Source organism: Sphingomonas sp. (assembly GCF_035944535.1).
In the GTDB taxonomy this organism is placed as follows: Bacteria; Pseudomonadota; Alphaproteobacteria; order Sphingomonadales; family Sphingomonadaceae; genus Sphingomonas_B.
This window is the reverse complement of the sequence record NZ_DASZBC010000002.1, coordinates 1-13731: the sequence shown is the minus strand read 5'-3', so window position 1 is coordinate 13731 and position 13731 is coordinate 1. Positions and strand designations below refer to the sequence as shown.

Genomic DNA, 13731 nt, shown 5'->3' with positions numbered 1-13731 from the left:
CTAGCTAGGGGCATGGCCGAGTCCTCTTCCGAGTTCGTCGCGCGGATCGGCCAGGGCGTGGCGTCGATCGACGCCGGCGACTGGGATGCCTGCGCCGGCACTGCCAACCCGTTCGTCAGCCATGCCTTTCTGGCTGCTCTGGAAGAATCGGGCTCGGCCACGGCAAGGACCGGCTGGCAGCCCCTGCCGATCATCGTCGATGGGCCGGACGGTCGACCGGCCGCGATCGCGCCGGCCTATGCGAAGAGCCACAGCCAGGGCGAATATGTGTTCGATCATGCCTGGGCCGACGCGTACGAGCGAGCGGGCGGACGCTATTACCCGAAGCTGCAAGTTGCCGTTCCCTTCTCTCCTGTGCCGGGACCTCGGCTGCTGCTGCGGGACGAAAGCGCCGCGCCCCAGCTGATTGCCGCCATCGAGGCAGTGACAGTGCAGAGCGGTTTGTCTTCCGCTCACGCCACCTTCATCGCGCCCGATCAGGTGCCGCTGTTCGAAGCGGCCGGGTGGTTGATCCGCACCGACAGCCAATTTCATTGGCAGAACCGGGGCTATGGCAGCTTCGACGACTTTCTGGCCGACCTCTCCTCGCGCAAGCGCAAGGCGATCCGCAAGGAGCGGGCCGCGGCGGTGGAGGGGCTGGAAATCCACCACCTGTCCGGTCCGGAGCTGACCGAGGAGCTGTGGGACGCCTTCTGGATTTTCTATCAGGATACCGGCTCCCGCAAATGGGGCCGGCCCTATCTGAAGCGTCGTTTCTTCTCCCTGCTCGGAGAGCGGATGGCGAACCGGACGCTGCTGATCCTGGCGCTACGCGACGGCAAGCCCATCGCAGGCGCGCTGAACCTGATCGGAGAAGACACGCTCTATGGCCGTTATTGGGGTGCGACCGAGGAAGTGCCCTTCCTTCACTTTGAGCTCTGTTATTATCAGGCGATCGACGCGGCCATCGCGCGGGGGCTGAAGACGGTAGAGGCGGGGGCGCAAGGATCGCACAAGCTCGCCCGCGGCTATGTGCCCGTGCCGACCTGGTCGGCACACTACATCCCCGATCCGGGCTTCCGCGCCGCCATCGCCGACTATCTCGAGCGCGAACGAATGGCCGTGGCGCGCGAGGTCGAGTTCCTGAGCGAGATGGCGCCGTTCAAGCGAGGCGGAGGCGGATGAGCATGGCGAACGAAGGGGAAGGGGTTACGGGCAGCTGCCATTGCGGCGCGGTGCGGATCAAAGTGCCGAACCCGCCCGAATGGGTGGCGAGCTGTAATTGCTCACTCTGCACCAAGCTCGCCTGGCTCGTGGCCTATTATCCCGACGATGCGGTGACCGTGTCCGGTGAGACCGTGCCTTACATTTGGGGCGACCGGATGATCGGCATCCACCATTGCCCCATCTGCGGCTGCGGCACCCACTGGAAGACTTTGGGCGAGGATTTCGGTCGCATGGGTGTGCATGCCCGACTGCTCGACGGCTTCGATCCGGCCAAGGTGGAAGTGCGGCTGTTCGACGGCCGCTAATTCATGATCTTGCTGTCGTTGGTCTTGGCCCAGTTGGCCTCGCCGATCACATAGGCGCGAACCGCTTCGGCGCCGGCCTCGTCCATCACCGGCTTGAAACTGACCATGCCGCGTTCGTGCAGCACACCGTCGATCACCACGCCCTTCCATGTCGCCGCGTCTGCGAGCACGGGCGAGTAGCGCAGGTCAGGCGTCACCCCGCCGCTCACCGCATTGGAGCCGTGGCAGACGGAGCAATAGCGGCCGAACAGCGCCTTACCTTGCGCCACCTTCGCCGCGGGTGCCGTCGCTGGCGGCGGATCGAGCGCTAGCACGGTCGAGGCGGGCACCGCCGGTAGCCGCCCGTTACCGCCCAGCTTCAGCACGATCAGGCGCGGGATGCTCGGCAGTTTCTTGGCTGGGAGCCCCGCATAGCCAGAGGTCAGGTCCCAAGCGCCGCCGCGGCTGGTCGTGACGGCGACATATTGCACGCCCTTGATCGAATAGCTTGACGCAGCCGCCATAACGCCGGACTGGACTGGGAGCGCCCAGAGCTGCTTGCCTGTGTCGGCCGCATAGGCGCGGAACTCGCCCAACGCCGTGCCCTGGAAGACTAGGTTGCCTGCCGTCGCGAGCGTGCCGCCATTCCAGGGGGTCGGATATTCGACCCGCCACCGCGCCTTGCGAGCGGCCGGGTCCCAGGCGACCAGCGAGCCCTTGGTCGCGGCGATCGCCGCCTTGATGAAGCCAGGATCAGGCGGCAGCGCGCCTTCGCCCATGTTGGCGGCGACGTTGAAGCCGAGCGCGCGCCGCTGGGCATCCTCCGCCACCAGCGGCGGAATGAAGCCGAAGCCAATATCGTTGACCGGCAGGTAGACGAGGCCGGTCAGCGGCGAATAGCTCATCGGCTGCCAGCTATGCGCGCCGATCGGAGCCGGCGCGCCGATCCAGGGCTTCCCGGTCTTGTAGAATCGCGCTTCCGGGTTCTCGATCGGGCGCCAGCTGGTGGGATCGTAGCCGGTCGCCCAGTTCACGGCAGTGAACATGTCGGCGGAAAGCGGCTTGCCCGTGGCGCGGTCGATGACAAAGAAAAAGCCGTTCTTCGGCGCGTGGTACAGCACCTTGCGCCCGTTCATGTCGGCCAGGATGATCGGTTGGGTGGCGGTATAGTCCCAAGTCTCGCCGGGGGTCTCCTGATAGTGCCATTTGTAGGCGCCCGTGTTCGGATCGACGGCCACGACCGACGAGAGGAACCAATTGTCACCCTCGCCGCCGCTGCGCACGCCATGGTTCCAGGGCGACCCGTTGCCGACGCCCAGGTACAGCTGGTCGAGTTCGGGATCATAGACGATCGCATCCCAAACGGTGCCGCCGCCGCCCGCCTGTTTCCACTGGCCGTCATTCCACGTCGCCGCCGCCTTGGCGAGAATCGGGTCGGAGGCCTCGCCGTCCGCTTTCCCGTCCGGGTTGGGTACGGTGTAGAAGCGCCAGCGCTTGCTTCCGGTCGCGGCGTCATAGGCGGTGACATAGCCGCGCACGCCGAACTCGGCGCCGCCATTGCCGATAATGACCATGTCCTTCACGACACGCGGCGCGCCGGTGATCGTGTAGGGCTTGGAGGTGTCGGTAGTCTGGACCTGCCACAGCTGCTTGCCGGTCGCGGCATCCAGGGCAATCAGACGGCCATCGAGTGCGCCGAGATAGAGCTTGCCCTTCCACACCGCGACGCCGCGATTGACCACGTCGCAGCAGCTGTGCGCGCCCTTCAGACCGTCGATCTTCGGGTCGAAGGTCCAGAGCGGCTTGCCGCTGGTCGCGTCGAAAGCGAAGACTTTCGACCAGGGACCGGTCACGTAAAGCACGCCGTCGACCACCACCGGCGTCGCCTCCAGGCCGCGCGCATCGGGCAGGTCGGCAAACCAGGCGATGCCGAGTTGATTGACGTTGCCGGCGTGGATCTGGGTGAGCGGACTGAAGCGCTGCTCACGATAATTGCGGCCGATCGCAGGCCAGTCGGTGCCGTCGCCGCCTTTGGTCAGATAGGCGCCATCGACCTTCTCGCCCGTCTTTGCATAGGCCGCAGCGCCCAACACCAAAGCCGCCGCTACAATCGCCCGCATGACCGTCTCCGCATTCTTATTCTGCGGGTCAGTGTGCGACAGCCGGTTGCGTTTTGCTACGGCATTTAGGAGGCGGCTTCATGCGCATCGTGCCGCCCATCTTTCTGTATCTGCTGGCGATCGTCTGGGCCCTCTTGCTGCCCCTGTCTTGCGGAGGCGGGGTGGGCATGGCCGTGCAGGCCGCAGGTTATGCCGCGATGACGCCGCTGATCGGACGCGCCTCGACGGTTCTGAACTTGCGCCTGCCCTGGCCCGCATTGCCCCTGGCGCACCTACCGGTCGGTCTGCTGCTCGCCGCCGGAGCCGCCGCGATCACGATCGCCGGCCATGGGCTCGTCGGAACGGGCTGCGGAGGCGATGCGCTGCTGATGCCAGTAGTCAGGCGGGCGCTTGCCCTCTACGCGGCGGCGGCGCTCCTTCTGTTCCTGATCGAAAGCCGCCGTCAGGCGTAGGGCGGTTTGTCTAGGCCAGCCGAGCTCTTTGTAAAGATCTCGCAGCCGGTCTCGGTGATGCCCACCGAGTGCTCGAACTGGGCGGACAGCGAACGGTCGCGGGTCACGGCGGTCCAGCCGTCTTCGAGCACCTTACAGTCCGGCCGGCCGATATTGATCATCGGCTCGATGGTGAAGAACATGCCCGGCTTCAGCTCCGGACCGGTGCCGGGACGCCCGGCATGCACAACCTCGGGCGCGTCGTGGAATAGGCGGCCAAGACCGTGGCCGCAGAAATCGCGCACCACGCCATAACGGTGCTTCTCGGCGAACGACTGGATGGCATGGGCGATGTCGCCCATCCGGTTGCCGGGCTTGGCCTGCTCGATGCCCCGCATCATCGCTTCATAGGTGACGTCGACCAGCCGCTTCGCCTTCACGCCGACATCGCCGATCAAATACATGCGGCTGGTGTCGCCGTGCCAACCGTCGAGCAGGGGCGTGACGTCGACATTGACGATGTCGCCGTCCTTGAGAGTCCGGTCCGACGGGATGCCGTGGCAAACGACATGGTTGATCGAGATACAGCTGGAATGCGTATAGCCGCGGTAGCCGAGCGTCGCCGGCACGGCGCCGGCACGCAGCATATGCGCGCGCACCATCGCGTCGATCGCCTGCGTCTCGACGCCGGGCACCATGTGCGGCACGATCGCGTCAAGGATTTCGGCGGCGAGCCGGCCCGCTCTCCTCATGCCCTCGAACCCCTCGGGCCCGTGCAGCTTGATCGCGTTGGTGCGCGTGGAGGCAGAATCGGCGTCGATATAGCTGGTCATCGCCGCCGATATAGTCGCGTCGGGCATCCGAACCAACTCCGGTCATCATGTCGAAACGGACGCATTTTTCTGGTGCGTTTGGGGAATCGGAAGCTATGGTGCTCCTGATCCGCTTAACCCCCCGCGGGTCGCGAAGGGAGTTCAGATTATGAAGCGTAGCTTGATCGCACTTGCTGCCGCGCTCAGCATGGCCGCTGCTCCGGCAGTTGCTCAGACCAGCGCATCCAAATTGTCACTGGCGAGCGCCGCGCGCACCTCGGCCCAGGTCGAAGGCAACCAGCTCGAGGGCAACCTGCTGCTGATCGGCCTCGCCGCCGCCGCGGTTATTGCACTGGCCGTGTTCGTCGTGTTCGACGACGACGATTCCGAAAGCGCCTGAGCGGCAGCTATCGAATGAGAAGGGCGCCGGCAGCGATGTCGGCGCCCTTTTTCTTTTTCGGAAGCATACCGGCGGTGCGGTTTTTTGCCGGAAGGAACGACGCCACGTTAGGCGGCGCCATCCCTTGAACGGCCACTAAGCGGCTGGAACATCTCGATAACTGCTCGGTGAAGGGGAAACCGACCGCGCACTCGCTAGAAGCGATCGTCTGCCCTGTCCTATCCGCTTCCTTCACAAGATTGGGGGACAGTGATGTTGAGACCAGTGGTTTTCCGATCGGCAATGGCCGCGGCGGCGCTTGCATGCGCGGCGACTGTGGCGGCCGCCGTACCGAACCAGCGTGAGTGGAACAGCGCCAAGCAGGCGGAGACGCTCGCTAACGGTGTCACGCTGCGCTTCGTCGAAGCGGGGACAGCTGACGGGCCTCCTTTGCTGCTGATCCACGGCTTCACCGACACCAGCCGCAGCTGGTCGACGCTCGCGCCGCTGCTGAGCCGATACAGGCTGATCATCCCCGATCTGCGTGGGCATGGTGGCTCGGACAAGCCAGAATGCTGCTATGCGATTGGCAATCTCGCCTATGACCTGAAGCTGCTGCTCGACTCCAGGAAGATCGAGCGCGTGCACGTGGTCGGACATTCGCTCGGCAGCATCGTCGCGCAGCGATTGGCAGCCGATCATCCGGAGCGCGTGCAGGGGCTGGTGCTGATAGGATCGACGAGTCTGCCGGCGGTATCGCGTGGCGACTGGCTGTGGACCAACATCATGGCGCTCCGCGACCCGATCGACCCTAAGAGTCCCTTCATTTCCGAGTGGATCAGCGTTGCCACGCCCGCCGATCCTGACCTGCTGGCGGCAGTGCGCCCCGAGACCGTCGCGACGCCGATCAACGTCTGGCGGAGCATCGCCCCCGAGCTCGCCATGTCGTCGACTGGCCGGCTCGCCGGGGAAATCAAGGCGCCCACCTTGATCCTGTGGGGCGACAAGGATTCGGCTTTTGGACCGGGTGCCCAGGAGGAGTTACGCAGAGTGCTGCCGCAGGCCCGCTTCACCGCTTTTGCGGGGCAGGGTCATAATCTGCACTGGGAGCGGCCGGACGCAGTCGCCGCGGCAATCACCGCCTTCCTGCGGTGAAGCGGCTTGCGCGGGACCGCAGCCGGGCTAAGGCCGGGCCATGGTTGCCGAACGCATCTGGACCGCGGGGCTTGTCATCATCGGGGACGAGATCCTGTCCGGACGGACCCAGGACAAGAATATCGCGCAGATCGCCCTGTGGCTGAACCTTCAGGGCATCAGGCTCGCCGAAGTGCGGGTCGTCGGCGACTCGGAGGACGCGATCGTCGAGGCAGTGAACGCGCTGCGCTCCCGCAACGACTATCTGTTCACCACCGGCGGCATCGGCCCGACTCATGACGATATCACGGTGGACGCCATCTCAAAGGCGATCGGCGTCCCGGTGGTCGTGCACCCGCGCGCGCGTCAGATGCTCGAGCGCTATTATGAGAGCCGCGGAGGTGTGACCGAGGCGCGGCTGCGCATGGCGCGCGTGCCGGAAGGTGCCGACCTGATCGAGAACCGTATGTCTGGCGCGCCGGGCATACGCTGGCGCAACATCTTCATCATGGCAGGCGTACCGCACATCACGGCGATGATGCTCGATGCGATGGCGGGCACGCTTGAGGGTGGTCAACCACTCCTGTCGGAAACGATCGGCTGCTGGGTGGCGGAAAGCGAGGTGGCCGACCTGCTGCGCGCGACCGAAAAGGCACATGAGGGCTGCCAGATCGGCAGCTACCCATTCTTCCGCGAAGGGAAGGTGGGCGCCAACTTCGTCGTCCGCTCGACTGACCGTGAGGCGCTTGCCGCTTGCCTGGCTGACCTGCGCGCGCGGCTGATCGAGGCGGGACGGGCGCCGATCGACGGCGGCATCTGACCGGTCATGGCGCGCTTTCTGCTGGGTTGGGAGCTGGGGGCAGGCCGTGGCCATCTCGTCCGCATGGCCTCACTTGCACGGCGGCTGCGGGCGGAAGGGCACGATGTTATCGTGGCCAGCCAGCGGTTGGCGGGAGGGGTTGAATTTCCTTCCGGCACGCAGCATCGGCAGGCGCCGCTCTGGCCGCGCCTGCTCGCCAATGTAGGCGCGCTGGGCGGGCCGCTGCCCAACACCATGGGCGATATCCTTTTTCGCCTCGGCCTTCACGACCCTGCGACCCTTCCAGCGCTGATCGATGCTTGGGAGGGGATCATTGCGGCGGCCCGGCCGCATGCGATCGCCGCAGACTTCGCACCTGCCCTCTTGTGCGCCGCCCGTGGTCGCGTGCCGACTTTGGTCGCCGGGCACGCGTTCGACACGGCGCCCGCCCAAATGGAGCGCTTTCCGAGCCTCACCGGAAAGCCGGCTGCCTATCCCGAAGCCGAGGTGCTCGACCAGGTGAACACCGGCTTGGCCGCGGCAGGCCGACCGACCTTGAGTGCACTGCCCGCCATCTTCGCCACGGACAGGCTTCTCGCCGGCACGTTCACCGAACTCGACCCCTACGCCGCATGGCGCAGGGATCCCGTCGTCGCGCCCTCCGTATCTCACCCGCTCGGCGAAGCAGGTGAAGGAGAGGAGATATTCCTCTATGCCAATGGCGATCTGCTGCGGACCGGCGCTCTGTGGGACGGCCTGGTACGCTCGGCGCTGCCGGTCCGGGTCTATGCCCAGGGTGCGTCTGTAGGGCAGAAAGCGGAACTGGCGAAGCTAGGCTTCATCGTCGAGCCCGGCCCCGTCCCGTTCGCTCGCATCGCGGAGCGGTCGCGGCTGGTCATGACCTATGGCGGTGTCGGCTTTGTCAGCAGTGCCTTGGCTGCAGGCCTTCCGGTCGTCGTCGTGCATTACGATCTGGAGAAGGCGCTGACGGGCCAGGCGATCACCCGGATGCAGCTTGGCGGGCATGTCCATGCGGGCGGCATCCAGCCGGAGGCGTTCGCGACGTCGCTCCGCCAGCTCTACCACAATGACAGCTTTCAGCGGCGCGCACGCGAGCTGGCGCCAGGCTTTCGGGAGCGGCTGGCGCCCGAGCAGGAGGATCTGGCGGCCGCCGCGCTGCTAGAGCTGGCTGGCGCGGGGTAGCCGCCGCAGCGTCGCTAGCGCGACAAGGCCGAAGGCCGCGGCGACGATGAACGCCGCGCCGGGAAAGCGCAGCGCGGCGTCGTCGCGGGTGAACTCGGCCATGACGCCGGTCAGCGGCAGCGGCGCGACGATGGCGCCCAATCCCAGGCACATGCTGGCAATTCCCTGCACTTCGCCCTGCGTGTCTGCCGTGGCGCGACGCGACATCATCGCCATCAGACTCGGCTGAACCAGCGACTGGATCGCGATCAGCGGCATGATCGCATAGGCTTGCCAGGTCTCGGTCGCGAAAGCGTAGAGGAGAAAGCCTGCAATGGCGCCGATCAGGCCGATCGTGGCCGCATCGCGCTCGCCGAACCTTTTCACGGCGGGGCCGGTCAGGAGCATCTGGCTGAATGCGATGACGACGCCGACGGCGGCGAGACTGGCGCCGATCATGCCGCTGGACCAGCCGAACTGGGCAATGCCGTAAAAGGCCCAGGTGAGCGGATAGACGAGGCTGGCAATCTGCCAGAGCGTCAGGATGGCGGCCACGGACATTAGGCCTGAGGCCCTGCGCGCGGCGGCGAGAGCCCCCAGCGGGTTGGCGCGGCGCCAGTCGAACGGCCGCCGATGCTCGCGCGCCAGGCTCTCCGGGAACACCAACAGACCATAGAGGAAGTTGACCGCTGCCAGGCCGGACGCGGCGTAGAACGGCGCGCGGTCGCCCAGTTCTCCGAGCAGGCCGCCAAGCGCTGGGCCGAGTACGAAGCCGACGCCGAACGCGGCACTGACATAGCCGAAAGTGCGGGCGCGCTGCTCCGGGGGCGTCATGTCGGCGATCGCGGCTTGAGCAGGGGCATAGCTGCCGCCGAACGCGCCTGACAGCACCCGGCCGAGGAAGATCAGCGGCAGGGTGTACGCCACCGCCAGCAGCAGATAGTCGAAGGCGAGGCCGGCGAGCGCGATCAGCAGCACGGGGCGGCGGCCGACCCGGTCGGAAAGATTGCCGAGGATCGGCGCCGTCAAGAACGCCGCAAGGGAGATGGCGAGTCCCATCCAGGCGCCGATCTCGATCGCGTCGGCGAGTTCGATGTGGCCCACGCTCATCAGCAGCTGCGGCAGCACCGGAATGATCAGGCCGAAGCCAATCGAGTCGATGAAGATGGTCGCCAGCACGAACATCAGCGGTCGCGTTCTCGGCACTCGTCCCTCCCGTCCGCGCGAGCACCGGCGCCGGTGCCTCTTGCCCAAAGCGCTCGGCCGGGACAAGCCGGAGCGAGGAGGATCCGATGGGCAGATTGACGGGCAAGCGGGCGGTGATCACCGGAGCGGCGAACGGGATCGGACGCGCAATTGCCGAGCGGTTTGCCGCGGAAGGCGCCTCGCTGCTGTTGGCCGACATCGCTGCCGCGGAGCTGGAGGCGCTAACGCGGCGGCTCGGTCAGTGCTGCGTGACCGCCGACGTTTCAACCTCCTCGGGGCTGGACGCGATCTTCGATGCCGTCGAGCGGGAGTGGGGCCGACTCGACATTCTAGTGAACAATGCCGGCGTGACGCACGCCGCCACGCTGGACGAGCTGCGCGAAGAGGATTTCGACCGCGTCTTCGCGATCAATCTGAAGGCGGCACTGTTCGGTACGCAGCGCGCCGCGCGGCTGATGGGAGAGGGCGGCGCGGTCATCAACATGTCGTCGGTCAATGCCGTGCTCGCGATCCCGAACCAGATCCCCTATGTCGTCTCCAAGGGGGCGCTCAAGCAGCTGACCAATGTGACGGCGCTGGCGCTGGCGCCGCGCGGCATCCGGGTAAATGCGATCGGACCCGGCACCATCCTGACCGACATGGCGCGCGGCATCATGACGGATAAGGCGGCGGAAGAGCGGATCCTCAGCCGCACACCGCTGGGCCGGACCGGCACGCCTGAGGAAGTGGCCGCTGTGGCCCTGTTCCTGGCGTCGGACGAGAGCAGCTATATCACTGGCCAGACCATCTACCCTGATGGTGGGCGGCTGGGCCTGAACTATACGATGCCTCGTCAGGCGGGCTGACCGAAGCCGCCGCCGCCTGGCGTTTCGATTACGAACACCTCGCCAGCGCCTACCTCGACGGCCTGCGCCGGGCCAATCTCTTCTACTCGGCCGTCCGCGCGCACGACCGCATTGCGGCCGCAGGCGCCCGGCGCCCCGCCCTCCAATCCGAAGGGCGCCACGCGGCGGCGATTGGAGAGGATGGCGGCGGTCATCGGCTCGCGGAAACCGATGCGGCGGACGACACCGTCGCCGCCCCGATGCCGGCCGGCCCCGCCTGAACCCTGCCGTATCTCGAAGCTTTCGAGCAGCACCGGGAAGCGCCATTCGAGCACTTCTGGGTCGGTCAGGCGCGAGTTGGTCATGTGCGTATGAACAGCCGACGCACCGTCGAAGTCGGGGCCGGCGCCGGCGCCGCCGCAGATCGTTTCGTAATATTGGTGGCGCGCATTGCCGAACGTGAAGTTGTTCATCGTGCCCTGCGCGGCAGCCAAGGCGCCGGTCGCGCCATAGACCGCGTCGGTGATCACCTGGCTCGTCTCGACATTTCCAGCCACCACCGCCGCCGGATAGCGCGGCTTGAGCATCGAGCCGTCCGGAACCACAATGTCGATCGGCTCCAGGCAGCCATCGTTCATCGGAATGGCGTCGTCCACCAGAGTGCGCATGACATAAAGCACGGCCGCGCGTGAGATTGAGGGCGGCGCGTTGAAGTTGGACGGCAGCTGATCGCTCGTGCCGGTGAAGTCGACGCGGGCGCGGCGAGCCTCCCGATCCACGGTGATGGCCACGCGCACGATGGCGCCATTGTCCATCTCATACTCGAAACTGCGGTCGGGCAGCCGGTCGAGCACCTGGCGCACCGCCTCGGCGGCGTTATCCTGGACGTGGCGCATATAGGCGACCACCGTTTCGCGGCCATATTGGGCGAGGATCCGGTCCAGCTCGGCGGCGCCGCGCGCACAGGCAGCGATCTGGGCGCGGAGGTCGCCGACATTACGGTCCGGGTCCCGCGCGGGCCACGGACCGGCGGCGAGCGCGGCGCGGAACTCGGCTTCGAGCAGCCGCCCATCCTCTACCACCAGCAGCGAGTCAAATAGGACGCCTTCTTCGTCCAGCGACTGGCTGTCGGGCGGCATCGAGCCTGGCGTGCGGCCGCCGACATCGGCATGGTGGCCGCGCGCAGCGACATAGAAATCGGGGGCTTCGCCCTCGCCGAAGACCGGCATGACCACCGTCAGGTCGGGCAGGTGGGTGCCGCCGTCATAGGGGTTGTTGATCAGATAGACGTCGCCCGGCTTCAGTCCCCTCGCGCTTGCCTGTGCCCGCTCCCGCATCGCGCGGACGCTGTCGCCCATCGAGCCGAGATGGACGGGCATGTGCGGCGCGTTGGCGACGAGCCGCCCCTCGGCATCGAACAACGCGCAAGAGAAATCGAGCCGTTCCTTGATGTTGACCGACAGCGCCGTGTTCTGGAGCGCCTGGCCCATCTGCTCGGCGATCGCCATGAAGAGGTTGTTGAAGATCTCGAGCCGCACCGGATCGGGCTTGGCGAGATCGGCGGCTGCCGTCGTTGATCTGCTGCAGCCGGTACGCGCCAGGACCAGGTCGCCTGCCACTGTACGGGTGACGCTCCAGCTCGGCTCAACGACTGTGGTGGCGCTGGAGTCGTAGAGGATCGCTGGCCCGGCGATCGGTCGGTCCACCCGCAGCGCCTCGCGCGCCATCAGCTGCGCTTGCCGAGCCTCGCCGCTCATGAAGACCTCGACGGCCGACCCCCTATTTTCGGTCGCGTGGGCGCCGATGCTGCCTTGGGGCACCGTCGCCGGCACGATCAGTTCGACCGTCGCGCTTTCGACGATCAGCGGCGTGCCAGGCGCTGTGAAGGCGAAGCGCTGCTGGTAGAGCGCCTCGAATTCACTTCGCACGCTCTCCGCATCGGCCGGAGCGACGTCTAGGGCCGTGTCGGTGCCTTCGTAGCGGACGCTCAGCCGGTGCTCGAACCGCCGCGCCGTCAGGTCGAAGCCGTCGGCGGCGATGTCGGTGAGGCAATCCGCTTCCAGCTGTTCGAAGCTGATCCGCAGCCGGCCGAGCAGTTCATCGTCCAGCCGCGCCTCGACGGCGCGGGTGCGGAGCACGCGCTGGTCGGCAAGGCCGATGCCATAGGCGGAGAGAACGCCGGCGAGCGGATGGATGACGATCCGCTCCATGCCGAGCGCGTCGGCGACCAGACAGGCATGTTGCCCGCCGGCGCCACCGAAGCAGGCGAGCGCGTAATCAGCCAAATCATGGCCGCGCGCGATCGAGATCTTCTTGATCGCATTGGCCATGTTGTCGACGGCGATGGCGAGAAAGCCTTCGGCGATCTCCTCCGGAGTTCGGGGAGGGAGCCCGGCCGCAGCCATCTCATCCGCGACTTGGGCGAGGCGCATGCGTGCCGCCTCGACGTCGATTGGCTCGTCGCCGCCGGGGCCGAAGACGTGCGGGAAGACCTGCGGCTGGAGCTTGCCTAGCGCGACGTTGCAGTCGGTGATGGTGAGCGGCCCGCCGCGGCGATAGCAAGCGGGCCCCGGATCGGCGCCGGCACTTTCGGGGCCAACGCGCAATCGGGCGCCGTCGAAGCGGCAGATCGAGCCGCCGCCGGCTGCGATCGTGTCGATGCTCATCATCGGAACGCGCAGCCTGACGCCTGCGACCACTTTTTCCAGCGTCCGTTCGAAACTGCCCGCATAATGCGACACGTCAGTCGAAGTGCCGCCCATGTCGAAGCCGATCACCTTGCCGAACCCCGCCGCCTCGCTGGTCCGCGCCATGCCGACAATGCCGCCGGCCGGCCCGGACAGGATCGCGTCGCGCCCGCGAAACGCTTCGGCTGGAGCGAGGCCGCCGTTCGACTGCATGAAGGACAGCGGCACGTCGGGCCCGAGCGCCTCGCGGACCTGCCGCACATAGCGGTCCAGGATCGGAGACAGATAGGCGTCCACCAAAGTCGTGTCACCGCGGCTGACGATCTTCATCAGCGGGCTGACGCGGTGACTGACTGATACTTGGGTAAAGCCCAGGTCCTCGGCGATGCGTGCGGCGGCTTCCTCGTGCCGGGGATAGCGATAGCCGTGCATCAGCACGACCGCGATAGCACGCAGGCCCGCGGCATAAGCTGCCGCAAGGTCGTTCCGTAGCCGCTCTTCATCCAGAGCGGTCAGCACCTGCCCCTGTGCATCGATCCGCTCGTCGGCCTCGATCACGCAGCTTTCCAGCCGGTCAGGCAGCACGATCTTGCGGTCGAACAGCTTGGGACGGTTCTGATAGCCTATCCGCAACATGTCACGGAACCCGCGCGTGACGACCAGCGCC

The 13731-nt window shown here is 66.6% G+C and carries 12 protein-coding genes; 8 read left to right on the top strand and 4 right to left on the bottom strand.

Features of this window, described 5'->3' with window-relative positions; all coding sequences use genetic code 11:
* The first annotated feature begins 12 nt into the window (after positions 1-12).
* Together VGT77_RS00555 and VGT77_RS00550 are read left to right on the top strand one after the other, a co-directional pair.
* On the top strand, positions 13-1164 hold the full coding sequence (locus tag VGT77_RS00555; protein ID WP_327458512.1) for a GNAT family N-acetyltransferase: 1152 nt from the start codon (positions 13-15) through the stop codon (positions 1162-1164).
* A gap of 2 nt (positions 1165-1166) precedes the next feature.
* Positions 1167-1511, top strand: a complete 345-nt coding sequence (locus VGT77_RS00550) for a GFA family protein (protein ID WP_327458510.1) — start codon at positions 1167-1169, stop codon at positions 1509-1511.
* Here VGT77_RS00550 and VGT77_RS00545 read toward each other — a convergent pair.
* On the bottom strand, positions 1508-3610 hold the full coding sequence (locus VGT77_RS00545; protein WP_327458508.1) for a PQQ-dependent dehydrogenase, methanol/ethanol family: 2103 nt from the start codon (positions 3608-3610) through the stop codon (positions 1508-1510). The genes VGT77_RS00550 and VGT77_RS00545 overlap by 4 nt on opposite strands.
* An 80-nt stretch (positions 3611-3690) precedes the next feature.
* On the opposite strand from VGT77_RS00545, the gene VGT77_RS00540 reads away from it, so the two are divergent.
* The gene (locus VGT77_RS00540) at positions 3691-4062 is read left to right on the top strand and encodes a hypothetical protein (protein WP_327458506.1); all 372 of its coding nucleotides are present in this window, start codon (positions 3691-3693) and stop codon (positions 4060-4062) included.
* Here VGT77_RS00540 and map read toward each other — a convergent pair.
* Positions 4053-4874, bottom strand: a complete 822-nt coding sequence (gene map / locus VGT77_RS00535) for a type I methionyl aminopeptidase (RefSeq protein ID WP_327458994.1) — start codon at positions 4872-4874, stop codon at positions 4053-4055. The two genes, VGT77_RS00540 and map, sit on opposite strands and share 10 nt — an antisense overlap.
* A 148-nt stretch (positions 4875-5022) precedes the next feature.
* Here map and VGT77_RS00530 point away from each other — a divergent pair, with 148 nt between their 5' ends.
* From VGT77_RS00530 to VGT77_RS00515, 4 genes are all read left to right on the top strand, one after another.
* Positions 5023-5253 carry a hypothetical protein gene (locus tag VGT77_RS00530; RefSeq protein WP_327458504.1) on the top strand — a complete coding sequence of 77 codons (231 nt, stop codon included), beginning with the start codon at positions 5023-5025 and terminating at the stop codon, positions 5251-5253.
* Between the two features lie 252 nt (positions 5254-5505).
* Entirely contained in the window at positions 5506-6387 is an 882-nt protein-coding gene (locus tag VGT77_RS00525) for an alpha/beta hydrolase (protein WP_327458502.1), read from the top strand.
* A 40-nt stretch (positions 6388-6427) separates the two neighbouring features.
* Positions 6428-7186, top strand: a complete 759-nt coding sequence (locus tag VGT77_RS00520) for a competence/damage-inducible protein A (RefSeq protein ID WP_327458500.1) — start codon at positions 6428-6430, stop codon at positions 7184-7186.
* Between the two features lie 6 nt (positions 7187-7192).
* Positions 7193-8368, top strand: coding sequence for a glycosyl transferase-like UDP-glucuronosyltransferase (locus VGT77_RS00515; RefSeq protein ID WP_327458498.1), 1176 nt, complete (start codon positions 7193-7195; stop codon positions 8366-8368).
* Here VGT77_RS00515 and VGT77_RS00510 read toward each other — a convergent pair.
* Positions 8345-9553, bottom strand: coding sequence for an MFS transporter (locus VGT77_RS00510; RefSeq protein ID WP_327458496.1), 1209 nt, complete (start codon positions 9551-9553; stop codon positions 8345-8347). The two genes, VGT77_RS00515 and VGT77_RS00510, sit on opposite strands and share 24 nt — an antisense overlap.
* 86 nt (positions 9554-9639) lie before the next feature.
* On the opposite strand from VGT77_RS00510, the gene VGT77_RS00505 reads away from it, so the two are divergent.
* Positions 9640-10398: an SDR family oxidoreductase gene (locus VGT77_RS00505; RefSeq protein WP_327458494.1), complete on the top strand. Its 759-nt coding sequence runs from the start codon at positions 9640-9642 to the stop codon at positions 10396-10398.
* On the opposite strand, the gene VGT77_RS00500 is transcribed toward VGT77_RS00505, so the two are convergent.
* The coding region (locus tag VGT77_RS00500; RefSeq protein WP_327458492.1) for a hydantoinase B/oxoprolinase family protein at positions 10386-13731 on the bottom strand (3346 nt) is incomplete at its 5' end. The two genes, VGT77_RS00505 and VGT77_RS00500, sit on opposite strands and share 13 nt — an antisense overlap.

Excerpts from the sequence above, each read along its gene's own strand:
- VGT77_RS00555 (WP_327458512.1), top strand. The coding sequence starts at position 13 with ATGGCCGAGTCCTCTTCCGAGTTCGTCGCGCGGATCGGCCAGGGCGTG.
- VGT77_RS00550 (WP_327458510.1), top strand. The coding sequence starts at position 1,167 with ATGGCGAACGAAGGGGAAGGGGTTACGGGCAGCTGCCATTGCGGCGCG.
- VGT77_RS00545 (WP_327458508.1), bottom strand. The coding sequence starts at position 3,610 with ATGCGGGCGATTGTAGCGGCGGCTTTGGTGTTGGGCGCTGCGGCCTAT.
- VGT77_RS00540 (WP_327458506.1), top strand. The coding sequence starts at position 3,691 with ATGCGCATCGTGCCGCCCATCTTTCTGTATCTGCTGGCGATCGTCTGG.
- map (WP_327458994.1), bottom strand. The coding sequence starts at position 4,874 with ATGACCAGCTATATCGACGCCGATTCTGCCTCCACGCGCACCAACGCG.
- VGT77_RS00530 (WP_327458504.1), top strand. The coding sequence starts at position 5,023 with ATGAAGCGTAGCTTGATCGCACTTGCTGCCGCGCTCAGCATGGCCGCT.
- VGT77_RS00525 (WP_327458502.1), top strand. The coding sequence starts at position 5,506 with ATGTTGAGACCAGTGGTTTTCCGATCGGCAATGGCCGCGGCGGCGCTT.
- VGT77_RS00520 (WP_327458500.1), top strand. The coding sequence starts at position 6,428 with ATGGTTGCCGAACGCATCTGGACCGCGGGGCTTGTCATCATCGGGGAC.
- VGT77_RS00515 (WP_327458498.1), top strand. The coding sequence starts at position 7,193 with ATGGCGCGCTTTCTGCTGGGTTGGGAGCTGGGGGCAGGCCGTGGCCAT.
- VGT77_RS00505 (WP_327458494.1), top strand. The coding sequence starts at position 9,640 with ATGGGCAGATTGACGGGCAAGCGGGCGGTGATCACCGGAGCGGCGAAC.